Annotated in this window: 25 protein-coding genes; 6 read left to right on the top strand and 19 right to left on the bottom strand. The window is 57.7% G+C overall.

The window, feature by feature from the left end; translation table 11 throughout:
• The first annotated feature begins 36 nt into the window (after window positions 1-36).
• A complete protein-coding gene (locus tag BM205_RS00220; RefSeq protein ID WP_092411675.1) occupies window positions 37-831 on the top strand; it encodes a type IV pili methyl-accepting chemotaxis transducer N-terminal domain-containing protein in 795 nt (264 codons plus the stop codon).
• Window positions 832-926: 95 nt separating this feature from the next.
• Here BM205_RS00220 and BM205_RS00215 read toward each other — a convergent pair whose 3' ends face one another.
• The 4 genes from BM205_RS00215 to BM205_RS00200 are packed head-to-tail and all read right to left on the bottom strand — an operon-like array spanning window position 927 to window position 4,139.
• The gene (locus tag BM205_RS00215) at window positions 927-2,165 is read right to left on the bottom strand and encodes a pyridoxal phosphate-dependent aminotransferase (RefSeq protein WP_092411674.1); all 1,239 of its coding nucleotides are present in this window, start codon (window positions 2,163-2,165) and stop codon (window positions 927-929) included.
• The gene (locus tag BM205_RS00210; RefSeq protein WP_092411673.1) at window positions 2,162-2,812 is read right to left on the bottom strand and encodes an RraA family protein; all 651 of its coding nucleotides are present in this window, start codon (window positions 2,810-2,812) and stop codon (window positions 2,162-2,164) included. The genes BM205_RS00215 and BM205_RS00210 overlap by 4 nt, the downstream gene beginning before the upstream one ends.
• Entirely contained in the window at window positions 2,809-3,474 is a 666-nt protein-coding gene (locus tag BM205_RS00205) for an RraA family protein (RefSeq protein WP_092411672.1), read from the bottom strand. Before BM205_RS00205 ends, BM205_RS00210 begins: the two co-directional genes overlap by 4 nt.
• Entirely contained in the window at window positions 3,471-4,139 is a 669-nt protein-coding gene (locus BM205_RS00200) for an RraA family protein (RefSeq protein WP_092411671.1), read from the bottom strand. Before BM205_RS00200 ends, BM205_RS00205 begins: the two co-directional genes overlap by 4 nt.
• 115 nt (window positions 4,140-4,254) lie before the next feature.
• Between BM205_RS00200 and BM205_RS00195 the strand changes: the two genes are divergently transcribed.
• Window positions 4,255-5,178, top strand: a complete 924-nt coding sequence (locus BM205_RS00195; RefSeq protein WP_092411670.1) for a LysR family transcriptional regulator — start codon at window positions 4,255-4,257, stop codon at window positions 5,176-5,178.
• A gap of 33 nt (window positions 5,179-5,211) precedes the next feature.
• Here the strand turns inward: BM205_RS00195 and BM205_RS00190 are convergent, their stop codons facing one another.
• The 5 genes from BM205_RS00190 to BM205_RS00170 all read right to left on the bottom strand — a co-directional run bounded on the left by BM205_RS00190 (window position 5,212) and on the right by BM205_RS00170 (window position 9,778).
• Window positions 5,212-6,489, bottom strand: coding sequence for an aminotransferase class V-fold PLP-dependent enzyme (locus BM205_RS00190; protein ID WP_092411669.1), 1,278 nt, complete (start codon window positions 6,487-6,489; stop codon window positions 5,212-5,214).
• 111 nt (window positions 6,490-6,600) lie between these two features.
• On the bottom strand, window positions 6,601-7,329 hold the full coding sequence (locus tag BM205_RS00185; RefSeq protein WP_092412588.1) for an amino acid ABC transporter ATP-binding protein: 729 nt from the start codon (window positions 7,327-7,329) through the stop codon (window positions 6,601-6,603).
• Between the two features lie 88 nt (window positions 7,330-7,417).
• On the bottom strand, window positions 7,418-8,173 hold the full coding sequence (locus tag BM205_RS00180; RefSeq protein WP_092411668.1) for an amino acid ABC transporter permease: 756 nt from the start codon (window positions 8,171-8,173) through the stop codon (window positions 7,418-7,420).
• A 2-nt stretch (window positions 8,174-8,175) separates the two neighbouring features.
• A complete protein-coding gene (locus BM205_RS00175) occupies window positions 8,176-8,874 on the bottom strand; it encodes an amino acid ABC transporter permease (protein ID WP_092411667.1) in 699 nt (232 codons plus the stop codon).
• Window positions 8,875-8,956: 82 nt separating this feature from the next.
• A complete protein-coding gene (locus BM205_RS00170) occupies window positions 8,957-9,778 on the bottom strand; it encodes an ABC transporter substrate-binding protein (protein ID WP_092411666.1) in 822 nt (273 codons plus the stop codon).
• Window positions 9,779-10,028: 250 nt separating this feature from the next.
• Between BM205_RS00170 and BM205_RS00165 the strand changes: the two genes are divergently transcribed.
• Window positions 10,029-10,991, top strand: a complete 963-nt coding sequence (locus tag BM205_RS00165) for a LysR family transcriptional regulator (RefSeq protein ID WP_092411665.1) — start codon at window positions 10,029-10,031, stop codon at window positions 10,989-10,991.
• A 9-nt stretch (window positions 10,992-11,000) separates the two neighbouring features.
• Here the strand turns inward: BM205_RS00165 and BM205_RS00160 are convergent, their stop codons facing one another.
• From BM205_RS00160 to BM205_RS00115, 10 genes are all read right to left on the bottom strand, one after another.
• Entirely contained in the window at window positions 11,001-11,585 is a 585-nt protein-coding gene (locus BM205_RS00160) for a peroxidase-related enzyme (protein WP_092411664.1), read from the bottom strand.
• Window positions 11,582-12,133, bottom strand: coding sequence for a CMD domain protein (locus BM205_RS00155; protein WP_092411663.1), 552 nt, complete (start codon window positions 12,131-12,133; stop codon window positions 11,582-11,584). Before BM205_RS00155 ends, BM205_RS00160 begins: the two co-directional genes overlap by 4 nt.
• A complete protein-coding gene (locus BM205_RS00150; protein WP_092411662.1) occupies window positions 12,130-13,434 on the bottom strand; it encodes an acyl-CoA thioesterase/bile acid-CoA:amino acid N-acyltransferase family protein in 1,305 nt (434 codons plus the stop codon). Before BM205_RS00150 ends, BM205_RS00155 begins: the two co-directional genes overlap by 4 nt.
• Window position 13,435: 1 nt before the next feature.
• Window positions 13,436-15,016 (bottom strand): ABC transporter substrate-binding protein, encoded by a 1,581-nt coding sequence (locus tag BM205_RS00145; protein WP_092412586.1) that lies wholly within the window; start codon window positions 15,014-15,016, stop codon window positions 13,436-13,438.
• Window positions 15,017-15,069: 53 nt separating this feature from the next.
• Complete coding sequence (locus BM205_RS00140) at window positions 15,070-16,074, bottom strand: ABC transporter ATP-binding protein (RefSeq protein WP_092411661.1); 1,005 nt, start codon at window positions 16,072-16,074, stop codon at window positions 15,070-15,072.
• A complete protein-coding gene (locus BM205_RS00135) occupies window positions 16,067-17,083 on the bottom strand; it encodes an ABC transporter ATP-binding protein (protein WP_092411660.1) in 1,017 nt (338 codons plus the stop codon). Before BM205_RS00135 ends, BM205_RS00140 begins: the two co-directional genes overlap by 8 nt.
• Window positions 17,080-18,039: an ABC transporter permease gene (locus BM205_RS00130; protein ID WP_254783666.1), complete on the bottom strand. Its 960-nt coding sequence runs from the start codon at window positions 18,037-18,039 to the stop codon at window positions 17,080-17,082. The genes BM205_RS00135 and BM205_RS00130 overlap by 4 nt, the downstream gene beginning before the upstream one ends.
• Complete coding sequence (locus BM205_RS00125; RefSeq protein WP_092411659.1) at window positions 18,036-19,010, bottom strand: ABC transporter permease; 975 nt, start codon at window positions 19,008-19,010, stop codon at window positions 18,036-18,038. Before BM205_RS00125 ends, BM205_RS00130 begins: the two co-directional genes overlap by 4 nt.
• Window positions 19,007-20,497, bottom strand: coding sequence for a flavin-containing monooxygenase (locus BM205_RS00120; RefSeq protein WP_092411658.1), 1,491 nt, complete (start codon window positions 20,495-20,497; stop codon window positions 19,007-19,009). Before BM205_RS00120 ends, BM205_RS00125 begins: the two co-directional genes overlap by 4 nt.
• A gap of 64 nt (window positions 20,498-20,561) precedes the next feature.
• Window positions 20,562-21,497 (bottom strand): LysR family transcriptional regulator, encoded by a 936-nt coding sequence (locus BM205_RS00115; protein WP_092411657.1) that lies wholly within the window; start codon window positions 21,495-21,497, stop codon window positions 20,562-20,564.
• A gap of 288 nt (window positions 21,498-21,785) precedes the next feature.
• Here BM205_RS00115 and BM205_RS00110 point away from each other — a divergent pair, with 288 nt between their 5' ends.
• From BM205_RS00110 to BM205_RS00100, 3 genes are all read left to right on the top strand, one after another.
• Complete coding sequence (locus tag BM205_RS00110) at window positions 21,786-23,036, top strand: IscS subfamily cysteine desulfurase (protein WP_092411656.1); 1,251 nt, start codon at window positions 21,786-21,788, stop codon at window positions 23,034-23,036.
• A 412-nt stretch (window positions 23,037-23,448) separates the two neighbouring features.
• Window positions 23,449-25,671: a hypothetical protein gene (locus tag BM205_RS00105; protein WP_175511100.1), complete on the top strand. Its 2,223-nt coding sequence runs from the start codon at window positions 23,449-23,451 to the stop codon at window positions 25,669-25,671.
• Entirely contained in the window at window positions 25,661-26,299 is a 639-nt protein-coding gene (locus BM205_RS00100; protein WP_092411654.1) for a hypothetical protein, read from the top strand. The genes BM205_RS00105 and BM205_RS00100 overlap by 11 nt, the downstream gene beginning before the upstream one ends.
• Window positions 26,300-26,305 lie beyond the last annotated feature (6 nt).

Below are 26,305 nucleotides of genomic sequence, written 5' to 3'. Positions count from 1 at the left end.
GAAACAAACATCAATTAATAACGGGGAGCAGCAAAAATGGATAGAAGAAGTTTTCTTGGCAAGACGATTGTCATAGCCGGTAGCCTGGGCGTGTTTTCCTATACGTTGGCGCAGATTCTCAACATCAACGACGCCATCAACAAGTCGGGACGACAAAGGATGCTGTCGCAGCGTTTGGCCAAGGCCTATTTGCAGCTAGGACAAACGATCGATGCCGAGCGCTCCAGGAAAATCCTGGATACCTCTCTTAACCTGTTTGAACGTCAGCTTGCCGAGCTCCGCACTTTTGCGCCAACTAACGATAACAAGCTGGTATTGGCCGAAATGGAGAAAACCTGGCTTAGCTACAAACAGGTACTGGTCGGGAAAACGCCTAATCAGCAAGACGCCAGAAACATCATGGCCATCAATGAAGAGCTACTCGCGATGGCGCAAACTGCCACGGTACAACTGGAAAAATATTCCGGCAGCACAAGCGGACAATTGGTAAACATCTCTGGACGCCAACGCATGCTGTCGCAAAGAATGGCTAAATTTTATCAGGCGCTGCAATGGGATGTGGCGCCGGCCGATGCCATGGGCAAACTGGAGCAGGCGCGCAAGGAGTTCACCGCCGGCATGCAAATCCTGAACAGTTCATCCGGCAACACGGCAAGGATCCGCGACGAACTGCTCCTGGCGCAACAGCAATGGATGTTCTTTGACGGCGCATTGCGTCAAAGCGGAGATCAAAGAAACCATCAGCAATATGCGATCAACGTCGCCACCACAAGCGAACGGATACTGGAGGTAATGGATGGCGTTACCGGGTTATATCAGCAACTTGGCTGACAAACAATTAGCAAGTCCAGTCCAATTGGCCTCAGGTTTATCTTCAAGCCTGAGTCCAGTCTTAACCCAAACGATGCTGCAAGCTTTGCTGTTCTTCAAATCGACTCATCACCATGCTCGGCACTAAGCGATCGACAGAAACGCGTGATAGCCTGACATGCCTCACGCAGCGAGTCGTTGTCGAGCGCGTATGCGATGCGGATGTACGGCGCCAGGCCAAACGCGCTGCCGTGTACAACAGCCACGTCGGCCTCATCCAGCAAGGCGTGGGCAACATCCTCGTCCGTATTCAATAACGTACCTGCTGGCGTCCTGTGTCCGATCAGACCAGCACACGAGGCAAAGGCGTAGAACGCACCACCAGGTACTACACACTTCAAACCTGGAGTGTCGTTAAGCAGCTGTACCATCAGGTCGCGCCGCTGTTCGAATACCGCCCTGCTCACACTGATGAATTTCTGTGGCCCCGTCAATGCGGCCAGCGCCGCGTGCTGCGAGATCGAGCTGGCGCCCGAAGTTTGCTGCCCTTGCAATTTTTCCATTGCATCGAGCAGCCAGCGCGGCCCGGTCCCGAATCCGATGCGCCAGCCGGTCATGGCGTACGCTTTGGAGACACCGTTCATTGTCAGCGTTTGCGGCCGCAGGCGCGGCTCGATTTGGGCGATAGTATGAAAATCTGCATTATCGAAAATCAGATGCTCGTAGATGTCGTCTGACAGCACCAGCACATGCGGGTGGGCCAGCAGCACATCGGCCAGCGCCGCCAGTTCATCGCGGCTATAGACTGCACCGGTCGGGTTCGACGGGGAGTTGAGCATCAGCCAGCGTGTGCGCGGATTGATTGCCGCCGCCAATGCTTGTGGCGTCAATTTGAAGCCGCTATCCTCGCCGCAGGCCACGATAACCGGATTCGCACCGCACAACTGGACCATTTCCGGATAACTGACCCAATACGGCGCAGGCACGATCACCTCATCGCCTTCATTGAGGGTGGCTGCCAATGCATTGTAGATAACCTGTTTGCCACCGCTGCAGACGATAGTATCTTGCCAGCTGACATCGAGACCGTTTTCGGTACGAAATTTAGCCGCCACGGCTTCACGCAGTGCACGCATGCCGGCGACCTGTGTATATCGGGTGTGTCCGGCGCGAATCGCCGCCACCGCAGCGTCGCAGATGTGTGCCGGCGTGTTGAAATCCGGTTCGCCGGCGCTGAGCGAAATGATTTTGGCGCCCGCCGCACGGCGCGCGGCGACCCTGTCCATCATACGATAGGTGGCCGACGGCTGTGCCTTAGCCAGATTGGCATTCAAGCGTTCAAGATTCTTGCTCATGGCTGTTTTCTCCATTCGGTCAAATTCATCAATTCCAGCGTGCTGGCGCCTTGGGCGAGTTGCCGCATCATCTCGGCTTCCTTCGCGAGACGCGCTTCTCCAGCAGTGATCGTACGTTCCGCTTCGGTCGCCGGTATGATGATCACACCGTCGTCATCTGCCACCACCAGGTCGCCTGGGACGACCGGCACGCCGGTGAACATTGTGGATTCTCCGACCGAAGGCGCACTGGCCTTCACGGTACCGCGCACCGAGATACCGCGCGCAAAGACCGGAAAACGCCGCTTCGTCATGGCAGCCACGTCGCGTACGCCGCCATCGATCACCAGGCCGACCACACCGGCAGCCTCGGCGGCGACGGTGAGTACCTCTCCCCAGTAACCAGCCACAAAATTACCGGTCCCGACAACCAGAACCCAGCCGCGCGGCACGCGTTCCATGGCAATGTGGATGGACAGGTTGTCACCCGGCGAGCAAACCAGCGGGTAAGCAGGTGCCGCGATGAAGGCGCCGGTCCAGATACTGCGCACCAACGGATCCACCGAGCATGACAGGCCCGAGGCCTCGTAGAGTGTGGAGCTGCCGAGCACACGCGCCCGCGCCGCGAAATCCTCCGGTAATGCCGGCAACGATGGCTTGGTATTCATGACGCTTTCCTTTGCAGTGTGTGATAACCCAAGGCCTCGCGTGCCGCCTTGAGTGTTTTTCCCTGAGACAGTTGCGTCCGGATTTCCGCTTCGACTGTCTCGATCTGGCGTGCTACCGTTGCCACTTCGCGCGCACGATCACGCGGAACGACGACTACACCATTGGCGTCGGCGATCACGATGTCACGCGCGCACACCCGTGCAGTGCCGATGGCTACGGGGACATTGATTGCTTCGACCTGGACCCGGTCTTTGCCGGTGCGCATGAAACGGCCTTTGCTGAATATCGGATAAGCGTCGCCCAGTGCCTTGTTTACATCGCGGCAAACGCCGTCGATGACCGTGCCACCTATCTGCCTGACGCCCGCGTACTGAGTCATGATGTCGCCCCATACGGTGCAGTCGGTGCGGCCGCCGTTATCGATTACCACTACATCGCCGGCAGCGACATCTTCGATGAAGTCGCCAACCGTGCCCGCCGGCGTGCTAGCTGGAACATATTTGACCGTGAACGCCGGGCCGACCACGACTTTTGAGTAGTTATCGAGCGGTGCAATGCCAAGGCATTGACCAGGCAGGCCGAGCTTGTCCAGGGCGTCCGAAACGCCGGGAGTGTCCAGACCGTCGAACAGAGCGACCAATTCTTGATCTTCGTGATTCATTGTTTGTTTCCTTCCTTGATGGCGTTGAATTCTTTGTCGTGCATCACGTCTGCCACCGAACGTCCCGCGCGAACTGCCTGCACCATGCCGTCCTGACGATGAGCGATGCGTTCACCCAATGCGATCACCTCTTCGATATGTGCGGCCGGCACGAACACGGTGCCGCAGTTGTCGGCGATGACATAATCGTCCTCGTGTACTGTCACTCCAGCGACGCTAATTGCTTGTCCGGAGGACAGTTGCACTACCCGGTTGCGGGCGCTGATCATGGTGACGCCGCGTCCGAACAGCGGGTAACCGATGGACTCGCTGCCATCGATATCGCGGCTCAAGCCATCGATCACCGAGCCGCGAATCTGCTTGTACTGTGCCGCGTTGGCCAGGATGTCGCCCCAGCAGGAGATGCCGTCGACGTCGCCGGCGATGACCAGGATGCGGTCGTCTGACTGGATTTCTGCGATAACCGGAGAAATAAGATGCACAGTCGGCTGCGAACCTGTCTTTGGCCCCAGTTGAATTGTGCTGGCACGGCCGACGATCTTCGGACAATTCCACAGCGGGCGCAGGCCGAAGGTCGCACCGGGAAGGTTGAGGAAATCCAGGGTATCCGACACCGTATTGGTGTCCAGCGTGGCGAGGCGGTCAAGCAAGGTGGCGGCAGTCATGTCAGTTCCGAAATGTGGTTGCGTTGCCGCTACTTTCGGGCTTAGAGTTCGATATGTAAATTCCGAAGAGTGGAATGGTTTGATACGCTAAACCTATCGAATATAACGAGCAGACATGATCAATTTCCGGCTTATCCGTCATCTGTGGCTATTTCTGGCCGTCGCCGAGGAAAAACACTTTGGACGGGCAGCCAAACGCCTTGGCATGTCGCAACCGCCGCTTACCGAACAGATTCAGGTTCTGGAGCAGGCTTTAAAGGTGAAACTCTTCGAGCGCTCGCGGCGCGGAGCGCAGCTGACACCGGTAGGAGCGGCCATCTTGCCCGCGGTACGGAAATTTGCCGAGCAGCTGGAACGGCTTGAACTGGCGGTGCGCGAAGCTACTACCGGTCACACCGGAGTGCTGACCATTGGCGCTATCACGTCGGCAATGATGGATGTTTTGCCGCCGTTGATTGAAAACCTGAAGGCTGACTACCCGCAGCTCACGGTGTCCGTCAAAGAGATCGATAGCGTCGATGCGATTCCGGCGCTCGAAGCCGGCGATGTCGATCTGGCCTTTGCCCGGCTGGAAGGCGACCTGGGGGCGACAATCCAATCCTTGCCATTGATGCAGGATCGCCTGGCGGTGGCGCTGCCTCGATCCCATGCGATGGCTGGCATGCCGCGCATCCGGCTGGCGTCGCTGGCGGAAGAAGATTTTGTCATCTTCTCGCGCCAGGTTAGCCCGGTGTATTTCGACAGCCTGGTGGCGTCTTGCCGTGCTTGCGGATTTTCTCCCCGTATCGTTCACGAAGTTCGCACTGTGGCCTCTCAGATCGCGTTTGTCGGCTGCGGCCAAGGTATCGCGCTGGTGCCGTCTGCATTGAAAAAGCTGGCGCCAGAGAATGTAGTGATACGCCCACTCAAGGAAAATGTGAGTGTGGTGACAACCGCGATGGCTTGGAGCACGGCGCGAAATAACCCGTTGGTGGATGCCGTCGTCGCGGCGCTGCGGGGCGGCAAGATCGACGCGAAACCACGCAAGCGGCCGACCTGAATCGACCGTCTCCGCAGTTGTGTCCGATCGAGATCAGGACGCCTTACGTAATTGCGCTGTTACCTGAAGAAATTTATCGATGTCTTGCGCTGAATTGCAGTGCAGCGGCGATATCCGCACGGCGCCATCCATATCGAACGATTCAAGCATCCGCTTTGAATAGATACTCGACGATGCGCGTTCATAAACGATAACTCCCCTCTTTTCATATTCCCTGACGGCCTGGGTGTGATCCAGGTTGTCAATGCCGATGGCAACGATCAAATCGCGTTTTGCCAGATCTTCATAGTCCAGGAATACCTTGACGCCGTTCAAGCGGCGCAGGCCGGCGGTTTCAGCAGTGCCGTTGAGCATTCTCGACAGCAGAGCCCTCTCGTGCAGCGCAATCTGGTTAATCCCGCTCACGAAAAGTGCACGCCTTTCATCGCTATCGGTAAATTTTCCGCCGAGCCAGCACACGTAATCGACGATTTCGGTAACAACGGAAAACTGCCAAGGGGCCGCGCTGCCAAGATCCCAGAAATTTTCCTTCTTGCCGCCCAATTTATGGTGTGGCAATACCGACGCTCGGTCAGATAACCATGAAATGCCTGATCCGCGGCAACCAAAGAACTTGTAGGGAGCGATGTTGATGCCATCGACCGGAGTTTGCTGCAGGTCGATTACGCCATGGGGAGCATGCTGTACCGCATCCACCAGAATAAATAAATCAGGATTGATCCGACGCGCCGTTTTGACGATATTTTCGATATCGAACTTGGCGCCAGAGATATTGGAGGCATACATCACGTTCAAGAGACATGTATCCCGATCTATCAATTTTGCGATCTCGTCGACGTCCACGCCACCAGTAACCGGATTGCTCTTGGCGACGCGAAGTTCCTTGCCAAGCTTTTTGGCGTAGAACGTCATCGCATCAAATGCCGACGGGTGCTCCAGCACGGTGGTCACCATATTGGTGCCGCTGACATTTTCTGCGACCGCCCTGACCATGTCGAACATCGCTGCGGATGCCGTCAGGGAGGAATAAATGCTACCGCCGGTGGCGTTCAGGATCGTCCTGACATCCGCGGTTCCGGCTGCCTGCATTTTCTGCAGGGACAACGCAGTCTGGTGAATCCGTTCAGGGTTGTCTGGAATCGAGTCTGCCTTGGCAAATTGTTCAACGGCTTTCTTGAGTCGGAAGGAACCGCCGGCATTGTCAAAATAGAGCCGTTCACGGTTGTCGGGATCACTATCGACATAGTGGAACCGGCTCTTTATTTCCTGCATCAACTCATCCGAAAAAAATACTCCCTGGTTCAAATCCATGGCCAACATTTCCTTTTAAAAAGCGGTCGATCCGGCATTGCGGCGACCTGATTCAAATACAATTTTCGATAAGCGTCGATTGCGCCTGATCTTTTGTGCTGGAATGAGTCTTTAGTGAGAGCGCAGATCAGACAGAAATTTCTGAGCGCGCTCGCTTTGCGGCCGCAAAAAGAAATCTTCAGGTGTTCCGGTTTCAATCAGCCGGCCTTGATCCATGAACCAGACGTGGTCGGCAACTTCGCGCGCGAACCCCATCTCATGCGTGACGCAGATCATCGTCATGCCGTCGCGCGCCAGGCTCTTCATCACCTGCAGCACTTCACCCACCATTTCCGGATCGAGTGCGCTGGTGGGCTCGTCAAACAACATGGCCGGTGGATTCATGGCCAGCGCGCGGGCAATCGCAACCCGTTGCTGCTGGCCGCCGGAGAGTTGGCCCGGAAAAGCATCGGCCTTCGCCGTCAGGCCAACGCGTTCCAGCAGTTCGAAGGCGTGGCTTCGGGCTTGCGCGCGCTTTGTGCCGAGCACATTGACTGGCGCCATAACAATGTTGTCGAGGACGGACAGATGCGGAAAAAGATTAAAACTCTGGAACACAAAGCCAACCCGCGCACGAAAGTGGTTCAGGTCGAGTTTCGGGACGTAGATATCTTGTCCGTCAAAGACAATCTTTCCCTTTTGAATCTCTTCCAGCCGGTTCACGGTACGTATCAACGTTGATTTGCCGGAGCCCGACGGGCCGCAAACAACAACCACTTCGCCCTTTGCGACTTCGGCCGAGACATCCGCGAGCGCGTGATAAGAGCCGTACCACTTGTTTACGCAGTCGAAAGTGATCATTTTCGCCATGCTGTCACGGTCACGGTCACTGTTGCTGTTGTTGGAGGTCATAATTGACATGATTGAAATATTCCAGTTTCAAGATCCATCATTCGATTGCTTGCGCCATCACGAGACTGGCGTCTTGTGCGGCCAATTTTTTGCTGCCGATGCCTGCACGTTTATTGGTGATGCGCTTTTCCAGGAAATGCGCGAACTGCGACAGCGTGAAGCACAGCAAGAAATAGATCAGCGCCAGCAGCATGAATACCGGGAACGGCTTGGTCAGCAAAGTAGAGTTGACCTGATTGGCAGCAAAGGTCAGCTCGTTGACACTGATGACATAACCTAGAGAGGTTTCCTTAATGGTGGAAACAAACTGGCTCACCATCGCCGGCACCATGTTGTAGAGCGCCTGCGGCAAAATAATTTTCACGGTGGTTTGCATGTAGCTCATGCCAAGCGCCATTGATGCCTCGGACTGTCCTTTCGGCAATCCTTCAATGCCTGCACGAATGACTTCGGCAAGGTAGGCAGCCTGATAGATGACCAGCGTCACCAGCATCGTGGTAAAGCCGCTGACCGTCCTGCCAATCAGCAAAGGCACAAAAAAATACACCCAAAAGATGAACATGACCAAGGGAACCCCACGCACCACGTACACCACGACCGTGGCGGGCAGGCGGATCCATCGGATGGGGCTGACGCGAGCGATCGCCAGCAGGATGCTGATCGGGAACGCCAGCGCCAGTCCCGCAATCGACAGGATCAGCGTAATTGCCAGGCCGCCGAGAGGTCCGTTGGGGTACTGCCCGATAAGCAGCAAAAGCCAGTTGTCGCGCAAGATGTCGAAAATGTCGGTCATGATTACCTGGCCTTGATGCGGTAGTGATGTTGAAGTCCTGCGCCAGCTGCCATGATCAACAGCGATATCGCGAGATAGATGGAAGTAGCCACAATATAGATTTCGACAGTCTTGAACGACTGGGCTTCAATTTCGCGTGTGGCATAAGTCAGCTCGGCGACGCCGATGGCCATTGCCAGGCTGGTATTCTTGAACAACAGCACGGTGTGGCTGATCAGCGTCGGCAACGCAATACGCACTGCTTGCGGCAGGATGATCAGGCGAAACGCTTTCAGATAACTCAATCCCAACGCGCGTGAAGCTTCCAGCTGCGATTTCGGTATGGAGCGAATCCCGCTTCGGATATCTTCGGACATGTAAGCCGCCATGCAGGTGCCAACGGCGATGAACGCGAAAATGAATTCGCTGTGCTGGGCGTTAATCCAGTGCTGGACGGAGAGAGGCAGCAAGGTCGGTACGCCGAAATACCATATGAATATCTGCACCAGCATCGGTACGTTGCGGTGGTACTCCACATAGACTGAAACAGCACGCTCGGCCCACCGGTTTTGCGTCATGCGGATCAGCGCCAACAGTGTTCCGAGCGCCATTGCCAGCACCCACGCAAAAGCGGTTAGCTGAAGCATCGTACTGACACCCTCAACGATCCATCGCCGATACGCTTCGTCCAGCAAGATCGAAAAATCAAGCTTCAGGTTCATGGAAAAGAGGCCTTATGAAATAACCTGCAGCGATCCCGCAATGCGGGATCGCTATGATTGCGAGATTGCCCCAGGTACGGGATTAACCCTTGATCGGTGCGATTTTGAAGCCGCGGTGCAGCTTGTACGGTGTGTTAGCGCCAAGCCACTTGTCGAAGATCTGAGCCGCTTCACCGGATTTCTCCATCGATTCAAGCGTACTGTTTACCTGCTTTATGAACGCTGCCTCGTCTTTACGCATGCCGATCCCCCATGCCTCGTTTAGCACTGCTGGTTCGAGGATGTCGATCGGGGTTGTGGTGGTTTCAGTCTGTTGCTTGAACTTGAGCAGCATCAATTCAGAGACCGCAAAACCATCGACCTTGCCTTGCTGCATGGCCATAAAAGCGGCTGGCGGATCTTGGAAGGTCACTGTTGTAGCAGTTGGGATGGCGGACCGGACTGCCATTTCAGAGGTAGAGCCCTTGGGTGCGCTGACCCGCTTGCCGGCGAGGTCTGACGGCGTCTTGTAACCATCGGACCGTTTCGTGGCGACCTTGGTCAAGCTGACGTAATAGCTATCGCTATAGGCGATTTGTTGAGCACGTTCCGCTGTCCAGCCAAGATTGGCGGCAAGCAGGTCGACCCGGTTTTGCTGGAGTTCCGGGATACGGGCGGCGACGGAGATGAGCTTCAGTTCAAGTTTCACGCCCAGGTTCTTGGCAACGGCCTTGCAAAAATCCACGTCGTAACCCTGTACCTCGCGGGTAGTCGGATTAGGGAAACTAAACGGTTCAGCAGTCCCGAGAGTGCCGCAAACGAGAGTGCCCTTTTGCTTGATGTCGGCAAGTTGGTCTGCTGACGCCGAAGCGCTGAAAACCGATAAAACAGTGGCAATCAAGGTGGCGCTTTTGATGTTAAACATGAAGTCTCCCGTTTAAAGTCGATTTATGGTGGATAAATGATTCGAACAATTAAGCTAACTAAATAAGCCAAATAGATAAACCAGGCGTCCCCGCCCCCGCAGGGCTCCTTGTCACGAAGCGTTTATCGATATGGGAATAATAGAATGTCGCAATAATATAAAAAAGCGATATTTAATTATGAATTATCATCGCTTTAAGTGATGCAATGGTGATCTAATATACGTGATCAAACACAGGAGATGAATAGCCATGTTTTCCTTCAAGCAACTGGAAGCTATCTACTGGATAGCGCAGCTAGGTGGTTTCGAAGCTGCCTCCAGGCATCTCAACACCACGCAGTCAGCGATATCCAAACGCATAAAAGAACTCGAATCGGCTCTCAGCACAGAACTGTTCGACCGTAATTACCGGCAGGCGCGATTATCGGAAAAAGGGGAAGAAATGTTGCTCATCGCCAAGCGCCTGCTGGAGCAACGGGATTTGGCGATCGAGCAGTTCAGCACGCCGGAGATCGTGGAAAGACGATTACGGATTGGGGTCACCGAGTTGACTGCCATGACCTGGCTCCCTCGTTTGGTGCGGCTGGTCCGTACGCATTACCCCAAAGTGGTGATCGAACCCGATGTCGACCTGAGTGTAAATTTGCGCGACAAGTTATTGGCCGATGAAGTCGATATCATCATCACTCCCGACGCTTTTGCGGAAGCCAGGTTTTCCCTGATACCGTTGGCCATGGTCAGGAGCGTCTGGATGTGCAAACCTGGTTTGCTGCCCACATCGCGCGTATTGCGAATGCACGAACTGGCGTCACACACGATCCTGACGCAAGGCAATATGTCGGGGACCGGAATCATTTATGACCGCTGGTTCAAATCCCAGACCATTTCTTCCGCCAACTCAATCAGTTGCAATAGTCTGGTTGCGCTGATCGGATTGACGGTATCGGGACTGGGGGTCAGCTACCTGCCAGAGCAATGCCTGAGTTCTTTGGTAGAGCGAGGCGCACTCGAAATTGTGCAAACCTCCCCCGCTCTACCGGAGATTTCCTATGTCGCCCTCTACCGGGGTGAGCGCAAAAGCGTTTTCATTTCGTCGATCATCATGCTGGCGCAGGAATGCTGCGACTTCTCCGATTTGTTTCAAACCGATGAAGTCGATACTGACGAGATCGGTTTGAAAGTCAAAGGGAGATCAGCCGTAGATTTGTTTTAATGCGAAAATTTAAGCTGGAAACACCGGCTCACCCAGATTCAGCATCAACCGGTTGGCCCATGCAAAAATTGCCACCGAGTGAATCAGGTCGAGGATTTCCAATTCGGTCAAACCAGCTTCTTGCAGTGCCTGGACGTTGGCGGCACTCAGTTCGCCAGGCGTATTGGTGAGTTCGGCTGAGAATTTCGAAATCGCCTGCTCGCGCGCATTGATTCCGGCTTGGTACGGATCGTCGAAAACCTGTTGCACGGTGTCGTTACGTTTTGCCAGCTGCTCGAAGCGTTGCGCGTGGACCGATGCGCAGTAGACGCAGCCGTTGATACGCGAGACCACCATCGCACCCAGCTCGCGCTCGGCCCGCGACATGCCGCCCGGCGCGTACATGATGGCATTGAAAGCCACCGAACGCTGGCGCAGGATATCCGGCTGGTGGCCGAGGAACAGGTAATAGTCCGACACTTTGGCCTTGGGATGACTTTCTTCCAGCACCTTGATCTGGTCGGCGGTGGCGTTCTCGATATCGATCACGTCCAGCCATGCTTTCCAGTCCAGTACTTCATTGGTAAATCCATGCGACTTGATGATCGTGTTCATGCGAGCTCCTTGGACAACGACGGTGTGGCCAATTTCGTGGCCAGTTCCATGGCTTTCAACCCGGCAACCACGCGCACTTGATATGAAATGAAAGCAATCAGTTGCGACAGCGCCACCACTGCTGGCGTGCTGATGCCGGCGGCGGGTAAGCTCTTCAGTGCTTCCTGATCACCCTCGACCGGACGTTGCGTCAACGCGCGCGTATAGATCAGCATGGCGCGCATGCGGCCGGCCGGCAGTTGTTCCGGCTGCCCTTCCGACGCGGCTGTCAATTCCTGCACATCTACAGCCTGCGACACCAGCCGCTCGCGGTAATGCCCTGCCAGATCGCTCGCACCGCTGAGGCGGCAGGCATATAGCGCCACCAGCAGCCGTTCGTCCAGGCCGATATCAGCCAATGCCGGATCGAACAGTGTGTCGTAGCTACCTTGCGTCGCAACGGCAACCTTTTCGCGCTGATAGCGCAGAGCGTGGGTGCTGCTGCCCGGCTGCAAGCCGACCAGCTGATCGATGACATCATTTCCGATGTCGTATGTTTGCGTCGTCATGAGTTTTCCTTTTTAGATGTGTGCGCAGCGACCGCGCGTTGCAGGAACGCCAGTGCCTGTTGCCAGGAATGGCGGTCGGCTTCGGCATTTGGCGCCGGCTGGCCGCCACCGGTGCTGATCCGTCCCGAGACCGGGTGGGCATAGCTCAGCTGGGTGGTCGGGACGTACGGAAACAGGATTGCATGCCCCCCATCCGGATAGTCCTGCCATTCGACCGGATACGGATGCGCCACCTCTTGCAGCTTGTCTCTGACCATACGGGCATACACGCTGGACGGCCAGGAACCGTCATCGCCGGCTGACAGCAGCAATACCGGCGCCTGGAGTTTCTCCACCGGGATACGTGCCCGCTGAACCGCTTCCTCATCCTGCAAGGCAGTTAGCATCGCCAGCGTGTGACGATGTGGCGGCGGGCCCTGGTCGAACGGCAGCCAGCTGGCGGTGCGATTGTTTTCCCATTGATGCGGTAAAGGCTTGCCACCCAGGAGCCAGGTCGGCCCTTCGCGCCCGATTGCCGGATCGGCGGCGTTTTGCCCGCTATGCACCAAAGCACTCGGCACGTAGGCCAGAACCGCCGACACTTGTTGCGGGAAGGTGGCGCCGAGCAGCAATACCAGTTCGCCGCCACGCGACTGGCCGCTGATGGCGACGAAATCCGACTTAGGCTTGACGTTGCGCCTTATCCAGTCGAGGCCTCTCTGAAAATATTCCAGAGGTGTGTTGGAAATATAGTCCGACAGACCGGGCGCCTTGAAATACGCCAACGCCAAAGCCGCATAACCGCGCGATGCGTACAAAGCTGCGCGTGCCTCGTTGATGCCGCCGCCGGAGCCGTTGAGTATCATTACTGCCGGATGCGGGCCCTCGCCGGCCGGCAGGAACAACGTGCCGACCAGCCCCTCTTCGCGTAATGGGCGACGTACCACCCCTTCCCCGCACAGGCGTTGCACCAGCTCGGCGGAGACACTGCCATCGGCCACCGTGGCAAGCAAGACGGTAACGAGCGGTTGCTGGACATCGGTGTTGAACACTTCACGGCGCCCGGCCTGCTCCGGCGCTTGCGACCATAACAAGCCCATCGCCGAAACGCCCGGATAGTCGCCGTCGACCGCTGCCGCCAGCGTCAGATCCACCTGCCCCTGGGCGTCGGCTACAAAGCGGGCACGGCTGCGCCAGGAAATGCCCGCGCGCAGCGTGCGGCTGCTGATCTCCACCAGTTCGCCAGGGACAGCGCCGCTGAAGACGATGCGGCGCGGAACGTCGATCAGGTCGTCAGACGGCGTGACGCTTAGTTCAAGCATCTTATTTCTTCCCGTCCTGGGTCACCATCATGGCGGTGGTGCGATCGCTGCTGACCGGTGTAACTTTCAGGCCTTTTTTTGCCGCCCAGATATTCTGATAGTGATACAGCGGAATCACGCCGGCATCGTCGGAAACGATCTTGGCCGCCTGGCGCAGGATCGCTTCGCGCTTGGCGGTATCGAATTCGGCGGTGGAATCGGTAAGCGCCTTGTCTATCGCCGGATTACTGTAATGGCCCCAGTTCGAGGCGCCCAATCCCTTTTTGCCATCCACGGTCGCCAGTACATTCACCAGTGCATAGCTGGCTTCGCCGGTGCCATTGCCCCATGCCAACATGCTGACTGCGAATTCGTTCTTGTTGGCGCGCGCCGCGTAAGATGACCAAGGCAAGACTTCAACCTGGGTCTTGATGCCGACACGGGTCCAGAACTGGGCAATCGCCTGGGCGGTTTCCGGCGCTTGCGGATAACGGTCGTTAGGCACATGGATAGTCAGCTTGAAGCCTTGCGGAAAGCCAGCCTCGGCCAGCAGTTTTTTGGCTTGATTGACATCGTTGGGAATGTTCTTGATGTCCGGGTTGTAGCCGAAGGTATCGGCCGGCATCCATTGATTGGCTTCGGTAGCCGCACCTTGCAGGATACGGTCGACCAGCGCCTTGCGATTGATCGCCAGCGTCATGGCTTGCCGCACGCGAACGTCGAGCAACGGATTCTTTTCCAGCGGCTTGCCGTTGTTATCGGTGATGTATGGATTGGCGCCCTGATGGAAACTAGGTTGCAACAGCAATACGCGCAAACCGTTATAAGGAAAAACCCTGACGTTCGGCGACTGCTTGAGCTTGGCCAGGTCCGATACCGAGACCTTGTCGATCACGTCGACATCGCCGGACAGCAATGCCGCGGTGCGTGCAGCGGCATTATTGATGTAGCGGTAGTTAACCTTTTCCCATATTGGCTTGGCGCCCCAATAGTCGTTGCTGCGCTCCATGACGACACGGTCACCCGGCGTGTAGGCAACGAATTTATACGGGCCGGTGCCGACCTCGGCAACGCCGCTGTTGTAATTCTCGGTGCTGGATTTTTCACCGATATGCTTACTGACGATATGCACCGACGCCAGGTTCAGCGGCAGATCGGGATTAGGGATGTTGGTCTTGATAATCAACGTCAACGGATCCTTGGCGGTCACCGATTCGACCGTGCGCAAGTAACCGGCGAAAGTCGCCACGCTACCCGGCACACTACGTGCGCGCTGATACGAGAAAATCACGTCGGCAGCAGTAAACGGCGTGCCATCCTGCCACTTGACGTTATTGCGCAGCTTGAACTCCCAAGTCTTGGGATCGATATTCTTCCAGCTCACGGCCAGACCGGGTTGCAGCTTGTTGTAATTGTTTTCTACCAGCAGATCCCAGAAATGCAGGTCGACGGAACGGTCGCCGGCATGATTATTGAGTTGCGGATCGAGCGACGACAAGGGATCGGCGAAAGCGATATTCAGCGTCTGTGCCTGAGTTTGAGCGCTGGCGGCTGCAGCCAGCAAAGTGACGGCCAGCAGGCTGGAAAGAAGCGTTTTTTTCATTTGCATCGTCCTCGGTTGGTATTCATGGGAGTAATCGGTTGATCGGTCACGTCTCACACATCGTTCAAATGACAGGCGCTGCGGTGTCCGAGCGCGATTTCTTTCAAGATCGGCACTTGTTCGCGGCAACGTTGCATGGCATGTGGACAGCGCGGATGAAAGTGGCAGCCGGATGGCGGATGCAAGGGGCTCGGAATTTCACCCTTGATCGCAGTAAACAGCTTGTTGCGCGCCTGCAGCCGCGGCACTTCGGCCAGCAAGGCCTGGGTGTACGGATGATTAGGACGCGCAAACAAGTCATCGACCGGCGCTGCCTCGACAATTCGGCCCAGATACATGATCACGACCCGGTCCGAGACATGCTCGACCACGCCCAGGTCATGGCTGATGAACAGATAAGTCAATCCCAGCTGCTCGCGCAGATCCATGAACAGATTCAGGATCTGCGCCTGGATTGACACATCCAGCGCCGCCACCGCTTCGTCGCACACCAGCATCTGCGGTTGCACCGCCAAAGCGCGGGCGATGCCGATACGCTGGCGCTGGCCACCGCTGAACTGATGCGGGTAACGGTCGCGCAGTTGCGGATCGAGGCCGGCGCGCTGTAGTTGGGCGCAAACATAATCGTCAAGCCCTGCGCGATCGACCTTGCCATGGATCAACGCCGCTTCGCCGACGATCTGATCGACCCGCAGCCGCGGATTCAGGCTGGCGTAGGGATTCTGGAAAATCATCTGTATCTTCAACCGGGCGTCGTGTTCGCTGCGCGCGCTTAAGCCGTGGCGATCTTCGCCGTCAACCAGCACCTGCCCCGCCGACGGCGGCAGCAAACCGCTGACGATACGTCCCAGCGTCGATTTGCCGCAACCGGATTCACCTACCAGGCCGACTACCTCGCCGGGCATGACATGCAAATCGATGGCATCCAGAGCTTGAGTCACGGCGGCGGGCCGCATCCAGCCGCGCGCCTGCAGTGCAGATTCAAACGGCCGCGGCTTGCGTTCGCCGAAGCGCTTGCCAACGAGTCTGGTTTCTACCAACGGTGTCTGTTTATCCATAATGTTGCTCCGCGGTGGTTGCCAGCGTATCTGCTGCTGTCGCCAGCGCCGGGTGGAAACAGCGCAACAGATGGCCGCTGACCGGCTCGGTGGTTTCAGGACGCTGCAGGCAGAGCTCGCTGGCGCGTTCACAACGCGCGGCGAACGCGCAGGCCGATGTCAGGTGCAGCAGATTCGGCGACATGCCAGGAATTTGACGTAAGCGTTGGCCGCGCCGGTTATTGCTAGGAAGGCTGCCGATCAGTCCCTGCGTATAAGGATGCAACGGCTGGTCCAGCACCTCCGATACCTTGCCTTGTTCCACAATGCGGCCCGAATACATGACGGCGACCTCATCGGCCAAACCGGCTACCACCGAAAGGTCATGGGTAATCCAGATCAGCGCCGTGCCGTGCTGGCGTGCCAGGTTTTGTACTTCGGACAAAATCTGCGCCTGGATAGTCACGTCCAGCGCCGTGGTCGGTTCGTCAGCGATGATCAGGTCCGGCTTGTGCAGCATGGCAATCGCAATCGCCACCCGCTGGCGCATGCCGCCGGATAGCTGATGCGGATAGGCGCGCAGCCCCTCTTCCGGGCTGGCGATGCCCATCATGCCCAAGGTCTCGCGTGCCAACTCCCACGCCTGCGCCTTGGTGCACTTGCTGTGCGCCAGTACGGCGTCGATCATTTGCGCCTCGACCCGCAGCACCGGGTTGAGCGTCATCATCGGATCCTGGAAAATCATCGCGATGCGGTTGCCTTGCAGCTGGCGCAATGCGCGCTTATCCAATGTCAGCAGATCCTGTCCCTGGAACAGTATCTGGCCGCCAACCACGCGCCCAGGCGGATCCAGCAAGCCCAATATGGAGAAACCGGTAACGGTCTTGCCCGAGCCGGATTCACCGACCAGGCCCAGGATGCGGCCGCGCTCCAGACGTAACGACACATCGTCGACCGCCGGCAGCACGCCTTCGCGGGTAAAAAAATGGGTGCGCAGGTTGCGCACTTCCAGTGTCGGCGGCGTGCTCATTTTTGCCACCTCGGATTCATCACGTCGCGCAAGCGGTCGCCGACCAGGTTGATGGCGACAATCACGATCAGCAAGGCGATGCCCGGATAGAAGCTGATCCAGTATTCGCCTGCCAGCATGTATTGATAGCCGTTGGCGATCAACAGCCCCAGCGATGGCTGGGTAATCGGAACGCCCAGGCCGAGAAAGCTCAGCGTAGCTTCCAGCATGATGGCGCGAGCAATCTGCAAGGTGCCGACCACGATCAGCGGCGGCAGGCAGTTCGGCAAGATGTGGTGCACCATGATGCGCCAGCCGGAGATGCCCAGTCCACGCGCGGCTTCGACATATTCCTTTTGCCGCTCGACCAGTGCCTGGCCGCGCGCGGTGCGGGCGTAGTACGCCCACTCCAGCACCACCAGCGTCGCCATCACATTGATGATGCCCTTGCCCAGATAGGCCAGGATCAGCATCGATACTAATATTGAAGGGAACGACAGTACCAGGTCGGCCAGACGCATCAGCAAGGTATCGACCTTGCCGCCGGCATAGGCTGCCAGCAAACCGACCAGGGTGCCGATCACACCGGCAATCAAGGCCGAACCGACACCGATGCCGACGCTGATGCGCAAGCCGTAGAGGATACCGGAATACAGGTCGCGGCCCTGGCCGTCGGTGCCCAGCCAATAGGTAAACGTGCCGAGGCCGTTGGCGGTGCCGGGCGGCAGACGCGCATCCAGCACATCCAGCTGCATCAGGTCATAGGGGTTTTGCGGTGTCAGCCAGGGTGCGGCCAGTGCCGCAATCATCAATGCCAACGCCACCGACAACCCCAGCATGGCCGACTTCGACGACAGGAAATCGCGGACGATGCGACGCCATGGCGATTCACGGCGCGGTGGCGCCACAGTCAGCACTTGTATCTTGTCCAGCGCGTCCGGCAACGCTTGCGATACTTCTTTGGTCGACGCGCTCATGCCTTGAGCTCCACCCGCACACGCGGATCCAGCAGCTTGTACAACACATCAACCAGCAGGTTAAGCATGACGAACAGGCAGACAATCACCATCATATAAGCCACGATGACCGGCCGGTCGAGCGCATTGATGCTATCCAGGATCAGCTTGCCGGCGCCGGGCCAGGCGAAAATGCTCTCGGTCACGACAGCGAAGGCGATGGTCGATCCCAGCTCCAGACCGAGTACGGTCACCAGCGGAATCATGGTGTTACGCAACACATACGACAGCACCACCCGCAGCGGCGACAAGCCTTTGGCGCGGGCGAATTTGACGAAATCCATCGGCAGCACCTCGCGCACATTGGCCCGCGTCAGCCGGATCACCAGTGAAATCTTGAATAGCGACAGATTCAGCGCCGGCAAGATCAGGTGACGCAAGCCGTCGGCAGTCAGCCATGACCATTTGACGCCGAACAACGTCGCCGTTGCACCGCGGCCACCGGAAGGCAGCCAGCCGAGCGTGACGCTGAAGGCCATGATCAACATCAGGCCGATCCAGAAAGTCGGCAGGGAAAAGCCCAGGATACTGCCGGTCATTATCATCTTCGACAAAGGATGGCCAGGGAACAGGCCAGCCAGCAAGCCAAGTGGAATGCCGATCACCACCGCCATGATCAGCGCCGCGAAAGCCAGCTCCAGGGTTGCCGGCAGCCGCTGGAAAATCAGCATGATCGCCGGTTCGTTGTAGACGAAGCTGTTGCCCAGGTTGCCATGCACCGCGCCATTCAGAAAGCTCAGGTACTGGCGCCAGATCGGCTGATCCAGCCCAAGCTGGTGGATGATGCGCAAGCGGTCGACCTGATCTACATCCTGGCCGATCAGGATGTCGACCGGATTGCCGATCATGTGCAAGCCGAAAAAGACGATCACCGTCATCAGCAATACCACCATCAGCGCCTGCAGCAGGCTACGCAAGATCGCACCGGTCATTGCCGTTCCTCCGGCGCCGGCTCGGCCGCTGTCCATTCGTCGCCCATCAGTTCCGGTTCGTCGTAGGTCTGGATATTCCGGTAGTGGGCGTCGATGTTTTCGCGATACAGTAAAGCAGCAATGCCCTGTGCCAGCCGCTGTGCGCCGTCGCTGATCGCCGGGATATCGCCGGACAGGCTGCCGTGGCTGAGCGCGGCCGGATAGCAGAAGCAATGGATGCGTTCCAGGCCGGGCAAGTCGCCTGGTTTCTTTTGCTGAAATTCGAACGCCGCACCCAGATCGGGAGAATCCGCCAGCTCCTCGTCTTCGTCGCCAGGTGGCGGCGTATAACGGTCGCTCCAGTTACGGATGTGCGGCGCAATGGTGGAAAATTCAGGCCGTTCGGTCCAGTCGATGCGGAAGCCGGTCGAGAAAATCAGGAAATCGAGATCGAACACGCCGCGGGTGGTTGCCACCCGCATGCCGGTTTCGCCGACGGTAATATCGTTGATCGCCGCACCAAAGATGAAACGTGCGTTAGGAGATCTGGATACCCGCTGCACGCTGGCGCTGGGTGGCGGCGTCTGCTGGACATTGATGTAGTGACGGATGCGCCACTTCCATTCATCAGGTAAATACAGATGGCCGTTGGTCAGGCCCGGATTGCCGGCGCCCTTGCCTTTATTGACACGTGGAAATTCCTTGCGACGGATTAGCAGGTCGACCTTGGCGGCGCCCGCTTCCAATGCCGTCGCCGCGCTGTCCATCGCCGAAGCGCCGGCGCCGATCACGCCTACACGCAGGCCGGCCAAAGACGTGTAATCCAGGTCGTCGGCAGAATGCGCCCAGCGCTGGCGTGGCAAATTCGAGGCCAGCGGCGGCAGATGCGCTCCGCCCAAGCCATCGCGACCGGTGGCCAGCACCACTCGCCGCGCCAACACCGTTGAAACACCGGCGGGCGTGAAGATACGCAGCTCCACCACACCGTCGCCGCGCGGCAGTATGGCCTCGACGCGATGTTCGTTGCGCACTTCAAGCGCCATGACGCGCCGGTACCAGCGCAGGTAATCCATCCATTGCAGGCGTGGAATCTTGTCCAGCGCCTCCCAGGCTTCCAGCCCGAACTGCGCCTCGTACCAGGCGCGGAAAGTCAGTGCGGCAAACCCTAGCGCCGGGCCGGTGAGTTTTTTCGGTGAGCGCAGGGTTTCCATCCGTGCCGTGGTCGCCCACGGCCCCTCGAAACCGGCTGGCGACTGATCGAAAATCACCGCGTTAATCCCCAGGTGGTTCAGCGACACCGCCGCAGCCATGCCGGCCTGGCCGCCGCCGATGATCGCCACATCCAGCACTGGTTCGCCATCAAGCGTCAGGGACGGCACCCAGGATTTTGCCGGCAAATCCAGCCACGCGAGATCCTGCTGCAGACGCGCTTCCAGTGCCGCCAGCCTTGTTTCCGGCGAAGAGTTAAGTTGGCTCACCGAAGCGCCTCCTGGTTGATTTGCTGACATGTCAGTTGTTTGTGCATTGGCTTCGGTGCGGGGCTTACGTTAATCTTCAGGTTAATCGGTCGGCTTACAACAAATCGTCATGCTGGTCGGCATCGCGCTTGACGAAACCGTGCAAGATATTCCGGGCGGCGCTCTCCAGCGCGGTGATCAATGCCTGCGTCACGCCATCGATCGGCTTGCCGTAAGGAGTGACGACGCCGAAATAGAACGGAATATTCACCGCCAGCGGCTTGACCGCGAGGCCGGTTATCGGCATGCCGAGCGCCGTCATCGGCTCAACCAAAGCCACACCGAGGCCCGCATGGGCGGCCATGATGGCGTTGAACGAGGTATTGGTTTCTATCGCCACATCCAAGGCGCTGCCGTTGCCGAGCGCACCGTCGATGCGCTGGCGCAGCCGGTAGCGGTTCGACATCGTGATCAGCCGTTGGCCGCGCAGCATGTCAGCTGTAATCTCATTGCAATCGGCTAGCGGGCTGTCGGCGCGCAGCACTGCCACGCAAGGCGCCTCGCCGATCCAGTGCAAATCCAGTCCGCGATGGGCTACCGGCAGGCTGGTCAAGCCGAGGTTGACGGTTCTATGTAGCACCGAGTGCACGACTTGCTCGGCTGAAGCGCTGCGCAGATGGATATGTTCGGGCAGGCATTGGCCTTGGGATTCCACCAGTTTCAAGGCCGCCGGTGCGATCGTCGAAGCCAAGGCCGGCGTTGCCACTACATGGATGGGTTGCTGTTCGTCGCGGCCGATTTCCAGCGCCCGTTCCCGTATCGTGCGCAAGCCTACCAGCGAGCGCTCTACCTCTTCATATAGCAGGAACGCCTTGTCGGTAGGAGTAACGCGGGGGCCGTTGCGATCGAACAGCGCGTAGCCGAGTTCGGTTTCCAGGTCTTGAACCGCCTTGCTGACGGCCGGTTGTGAACGGCCCAGGCTACGCCCGGCGCCAGTTACGCTGCCGATCGTCATTACTGCCGAGAATGCTTCCAGCTGATTCAAGTCCATAGGGATTCGCTATATACGTTTATCGAATTATATGACTGTATGTATTCGATTTAAGTATAATCATTTCGCATAAGCAAATGCAAAAGAAATCGATATGGAAATCGCTAAATGTGTAAATCGTTAATTCAGTGCTGCAAGAGCCGACACCACGGTCTGCTGCTAGCCGCGCAGAGCGATTCATCGGCATCCCAAGGACGATAAATGCATATAGAAATTGAATAATATTTGTTTTTCAAATAACATTTTCATCGTAAGGTAACGTCAATTCCTTTTTTCGGATTTCACGCCATGAATGCATCCAGTGCCTGTACTACCGCCGTTTCCGATAACTCTTCTGCTGCGGGCAGCAGCGGCGCAGCAGCGACTGCGGCCTCCGCCCCTCCACTGCAACTCCCCATCTATCTCGATTATTCGGCCACAACTCCCGTCGATCCCGCGGTTGCAGTCAAGATGTGCGAATACCTGACCGAGAAATTCGGCAACCCGGCCAGCAGTTCTCATACCTTCGGCTGGGAGGCCAAGGCAGCGGTTGAAAAGGCGCGCAAACAGGTAGCTGCGCTGGTAGGTGCGCAAGCCAATGAGATCGTCTGGACCTCGGGTGCAACCGAGTCCAACAACCTGGCGCTGAAAGGCGCCGCCCATGCCCTGCGCGATAGCGGCCGTGGACGCCACCTGATCACCATGAGCATCGAGCACAAGGCCGTGCTCGACACCATGCACACGCTGGAGCGTGAAGGTTTCGAAGTGACTTATCTGCAGCCTCTGCCAAACGGCTTGATCGATCTGGCGGCATTCAAGGCGGCGCTGCGCGCGGATACCATCATCGCCTCGGTCATGATGGTCAACAACGAGATCGGCGTGATCCAGCCGATTGCCCAGTTGGGAGAAATCTGCGCCGAAAGGAATATCGTGTTCCACGTTGACGCGGCGCAGGCAGCGGGCAAGGTTGCGATCGACCTGAAGACATTGAAGGTAAATTTGATGTCGTTCAGCGCCCACAAGATTTACGGGCCGAAAGGAATCGGCGCGCTGTTCGTTCGCCGTGATCCCGCGCTGAAACTCGAGGCGCAGATCGATGGCGGCGGCCATGAGAACGGGATGCGTTCCGGTACCCTGGCAACCCATCAAATCGTGGGCATGGGTGAAGCGTTCAATCTGGCGGCGCAGTTGCTGGAGAGTGAAAGCGCGCGGGTAAGCAGCTTGCGTGATCGCTTGTGGGATGGCTTGCGCGATTGTCCCGGCGTGGTGCTCAATGGCGACCGCGAACAACGCGTCCCGCACAATCTGAACCTCAGTTTCGAACTTGACGGCGCCACGCCGATCTCGGCGCAATTGTTCGATATCGCGGTCTCGGCCGGCTCCGCCTGCAATTCGGCCAATGCCACGCCATCCTACGTTTTGTCCAGCCTCGGGCGATCGGATGCGTTGGCGCGCAGCGCGATCCGCTTTTCATTCGGCCGCTACACGACCGAACAGGAAATCGACTATACGATTACGACGTTGCGGCAATTACTGCAGCCTCAAACAACTGCACGATAGAAATCCGTTGGGTGGGCACGCCTTTGTGCCCACCCAACGCCCCCATCTAAAAAAATCATCCGACGCACACTTCATCAAGTGATGTTTCTGTATGGAATCCTCATATTTTTTATCAACCCTAGTTTTACTTTTTGGCATCGCCTACTCTGCAGTCGTGGAGAAAGAAAACATGCCGGTGAATGAAAAAGCGCAAGTTGGTTGAAGAGATGTTTTGGATGGAGCAAAAACGGTTGGGGGACTGTGCAGCGGGCGACTCATCGGGTTACAGGAAATCCGGGCGCTAGCTTTGTACGTATAGAGCCCGAAGGCATGCGTGCCTCTCAGCAACCCGGTGATGCTCAGGGGGACTCCAGCCGTGAAAATATATATCAGTGGGCTATACTGCGGCCCGAATCCTTCTTCGGGAGTGGGCGTGGCGCGGTCCCTGCGCCTGGCCTATCCTGATGCCACTCTCATTGGCGTCGATTACTCAAGTCGCAGCAGCGGCATCCACGCGCCAGTGTTTGACGATGTCTGGATTCAACAGCCGTGGGCCCGGCTTGATCTCGACGCTTATGCCGCCAGCCTCCGCGATCACCTTGAACCGGAAGATTCTTTCTGGATCTCTTGCCTGGACCTGGAAATTCTCTGGATGGCGCAAGTCCTGGGTCCGCATCCCAGGCTCCTGACACCGTCCGTCGATGCCCTCGATCGCATTACCAAACCTGCCGTCCCCGCCCACAAAGGGCTTCCCGTCAACATACCGCCTTTCATTTCCACCACTGAGCAGGACTGGGCACTGAACACCTTCTGTCGCCGGCATGGATGGAAGATCTGGCTCAAGGGGCCTTACTACGACGCAGTACAGGTTAACTGGTGGCCGTCTTTTTTGGCGTTACGCACAGCTTTCCAGTCAACCTGGGGAACCGAGAATCTGTTTTTGCAGGCGCACGTGCGCGGCCTGGAAGAGTCGGTCAGCTTCAGCGCCTATCAGGGGCGTCTTCTGGAAGCGGTACATATGGTCAAGCGCGATATCACCCTGGAGGGCAAGACATGGGGCGGACATATCGAAGATCCTGTGCCGGAGTTCCTCGATCCCCTCAGGGACATTGTCAGCGCTTTGAAATGGACCGGTGGAGCGGAACTGAAGATGATCCGCAATCCTGCCGGAGAACTTTTCCTGATGGAGATGAACCCCAGGTTTCCCGCCTGGATCCATGGCGCTACCATAGCCGGACGAAACCTGGTGGGCCGCCTGGTCGAAGCTGCCAGCGGCATACCCATGTGCCCGGCGGAGCAGCAATCAAACGAGTTCGCCCGCATCGTACTCGAAATGCCGGTGCGCGCCGGCTATCCGATCCCGCCCCTGCAGGAGCCGCTTAACGGCAGCCAGCATCACGCAGGGAAATATCCGTCGGGGATGCCGATGCTGGCGCAACGGCTGCAGGCAATGCGCAGCCTCGACCGCCCGGCTGCAACGCTAGAGCCGGAGCCGCTTCCAAGCCCTGCTGCCGTACCTGCCAGTTTCATCGAAGACATCCTGGGCGCCAACCTCGATAACGTCCAGACGCCCCATCGCATCCTTCTTCCCCGCACCGCCGCCCGAAGTTTCAACCAGCTTGCGGTAGCGGCAAGCGCCGCATCATCCTCCGCTTGCGCAGTGCGGGCGGCCTACAGCATCAAGACCAATCCGGATGAGCGCCTTATCGAACTTGCCCGTAATGCGGGCTTTCTGGCCGAGGCGATCAGCGAGCTCGAAGTCGGCCAGGCGCTCAACCAGGGGTTCCTCCCTGAACAGATCATTCTCAACGGTCCCGCCAAGGCTTGGCCGAATCCGACATCGGCGTACCCGGTGCATGCGATCTTCTGCGATTCAGTCGATGAATTACGGCAAGTAGTGGAGCGAGTAGTGAGCGGTGACGATTTCGCGGAATTCATCGGCGTCAGGCTGCGTGGTCCGCAGTTGATCTCCCGTTTTGGCATCCCGGTTTATTCACGCCTGATTTTCCACGAGATGATCGACCTGCTGCGGGCGCTCCCGCGCCGTGTCCGGCTGGGCTGTCATTTCCACATCGCCAGCAGCAATTTCGGATTTGGACAATGGTGGCAGCTCTACGATTCTTCATTGCGCTGCGCGAAATCCATCGAATCCTGTACGGACCGATCGGTGGAATGCGTGGATATCGGCGGCGGCTGGTTCCCGGATGATTTCGAGAGCGAACTGGTACCGAAACTCGGCGATGCCGTCCGCCAGGCACGGGAAGCGCTGCCAAACCTCCGTGTGTTCGTACTGGAACCAGGCCGGGCCATGGTCCAGCATTCGATGGCGGTCGCGATGCGCGTGCTCGAAGTGCGGAACTATATGGGGTATCCGAAAGACATCGTCGTCGACGGCTCGATAGCCGAACTGCCGCTCGCATGGCAGTTCCCGCATCGGATCCTGGAGCGAGACAGCAAGACCGGTGAATGGCAGCCAATGCCGCGCGGCATGGCCAGGATACTGGGAAGACTCTGCATGGAAGACGATATCGTCGCTCCCAATGTCCAGCTGCGGGCGGACATCAAAGAAGGCGAGCTACTGGCGATCTGCGATGCCGGCGCTTATGAAAGCAGCATGGCCTACACTTTTGGACGAGGTAAAAGCAATGGACTCTAAGCTGCCGCTGGCCGACCAGCTCACCATCGACTTCTGGCACACCTACCCGGCCTCTTACATTTCGCACCACGGCCGGGACTGTTGCCATGTAGCCAGAAACTGGCTGATCAACCAGGACTACAATCTCGACTCGGTGAGAGGAGACGGTCAGCTGTTGTCGGCGCCGCGCTGGATTCCCGAGCGTTATGAATGGGGTCCCAATTCCTGGCCGCTGTTCTGGTGCGACGCTATCGCCATGTGCAGACTCGACTGCGGCGCCCTGGCGGCGTTTTCCCGTGAAGTCTACCTGTCGCGCGGAGTAAAAGCCGCACCGGTGCAACTGATCCAGCGCCTGTCCAGCCACGCGATCAGCCAGTTGCGCAAGATATGGCGCGATGGTCCCGGTTACCTCAACTGGCTGGCTGAAGACAAGATATACCACGAAGCCGTGGCGGTCAGCCTTGACGGCGTCAGGATCCAGATTTGGGACGCTACCAACGGCTGGTGGATACAACCGGTGCAGATCGATGGCTATGGCGCGGTGCTAAAAGTGAAAGTGAGCCCGCTTGAACCCGATCCCCAGAAAATACTGCATTGGGGAAACCGGATAGTGGTGCCTGGCGCCTGGACCGATATCTGCGCCGAATGAGGACGC

This window comes from Collimonas sp. OK307, from assembly GCF_900113705.1.
Classification (GTDB): Bacteria; Pseudomonadota; Gammaproteobacteria; order Burkholderiales; family Burkholderiaceae_D; genus Collimonas.
The sequence above is the reverse complement of the archived record's forward strand: the minus strand, read 5'-3'. Positions and strand labels throughout refer to the sequence as shown.

Bases quoted from the DNA above. Each gene is read 5' to 3' on its own strand.
- BM205_RS00220 (WP_092411675.1), top strand. From the start codon at position 37: ATGGATAGAAGAAGTTTTCTTGGCAAGACGATTGTCATAGCCGGTAGC.
- BM205_RS00215 (WP_092411674.1), bottom strand. From the start codon at position 2,165: ATGAGCAAGAATCTTGAACGCTTGAATGCCAATCTGGCTAAGGCACAG.
- BM205_RS00210 (WP_092411673.1), bottom strand. From the start codon at position 2,812: ATGAATACCAAGCCATCGTTGCCGGCATTACCGGAGGATTTCGCGGCG.
- BM205_RS00205 (WP_092411672.1), bottom strand. From the start codon at position 3,474: ATGAATCACGAAGATCAAGAATTGGTCGCTCTGTTCGACGGTCTGGAC.
- BM205_RS00200 (WP_092411671.1), bottom strand. From the start codon at position 4,139: ATGACTGCCGCCACCTTGCTTGACCGCCTCGCCACGCTGGACACCAAT.
- BM205_RS00195 (WP_092411670.1), top strand. From the start codon at position 4,255: ATGATCAATTTCCGGCTTATCCGTCATCTGTGGCTATTTCTGGCCGTC.
- BM205_RS00190 (WP_092411669.1), bottom strand. From the start codon at position 6,489: ATGGATTTGAACCAGGGAGTATTTTTTTCGGATGAGTTGATGCAGGAA.
- BM205_RS00185 (WP_092412588.1), bottom strand. From the start codon at position 7,329: ATGATCACTTTCGACTGCGTAAACAAGTGGTACGGCTCTTATCACGCG.
- BM205_RS00180 (WP_092411668.1), bottom strand. From the start codon at position 8,173: ATGACCGACATTTTCGACATCTTGCGCGACAACTGGCTTTTGCTGCTT.
- BM205_RS00175 (WP_092411667.1), bottom strand. From the start codon at position 8,874: ATGAACCTGAAGCTTGATTTTTCGATCTTGCTGGACGAAGCGTATCGG.
- BM205_RS00170 (WP_092411666.1), bottom strand. From the start codon at position 9,778: ATGTTTAACATCAAAAGCGCCACCTTGATTGCCACTGTTTTATCGGTT.
- BM205_RS00165 (WP_092411665.1), top strand. From the start codon at position 10,029: ATGTTTTCCTTCAAGCAACTGGAAGCTATCTACTGGATAGCGCAGCTA.
- BM205_RS00160 (WP_092411664.1), bottom strand. From the start codon at position 11,585: ATGAACACGATCATCAAGTCGCATGGATTTACCAATGAAGTACTGGAC.
- BM205_RS00155 (WP_092411663.1), bottom strand. From the start codon at position 12,133: ATGACGACGCAAACATACGACATCGGAAATGATGTCATCGATCAGCTG.
- BM205_RS00150 (WP_092411662.1), bottom strand. From the start codon at position 13,434: ATGCTTGAACTAAGCGTCACGCCGTCTGACGACCTGATCGACGTTCCG.
- BM205_RS00145 (WP_092412586.1), bottom strand. From the start codon at position 15,016: ATGAAAAAAACGCTTCTTTCCAGCCTGCTGGCCGTCACTTTGCTGGCT.
- BM205_RS00140 (WP_092411661.1), bottom strand. From the start codon at position 16,074: ATGGATAAACAGACACCGTTGGTAGAAACCAGACTCGTTGGCAAGCGC.
- BM205_RS00135 (WP_092411660.1), bottom strand. From the start codon at position 17,083: ATGAGCACGCCGCCGACACTGGAAGTGCGCAACCTGCGCACCCATTTT.
- BM205_RS00130 (WP_254783666.1), bottom strand. From the start codon at position 18,039: ATGAGCGCGTCGACCAAAGAAGTATCGCAAGCGTTGCCGGACGCGCTG.
- BM205_RS00125 (WP_092411659.1), bottom strand. From the start codon at position 19,010: ATGACCGGTGCGATCTTGCGTAGCCTGCTGCAGGCGCTGATGGTGGTA.
- BM205_RS00120 (WP_092411658.1), bottom strand. From the start codon at position 20,497: ATGTCAGCAAATCAACCAGGAGGCGCTTCGGTGAGCCAACTTAACTCT.
- BM205_RS00115 (WP_092411657.1), bottom strand. From the start codon at position 21,497: ATGGACTTGAATCAGCTGGAAGCATTCTCGGCAGTAATGACGATCGGC.
- BM205_RS00110 (WP_092411656.1), top strand. From the start codon at position 21,786: ATGAATGCATCCAGTGCCTGTACTACCGCCGTTTCCGATAACTCTTCT.
- BM205_RS00100 (WP_092411654.1), top strand. From the start codon at position 25,661: ATGGACTCTAAGCTGCCGCTGGCCGACCAGCTCACCATCGACTTCTGG.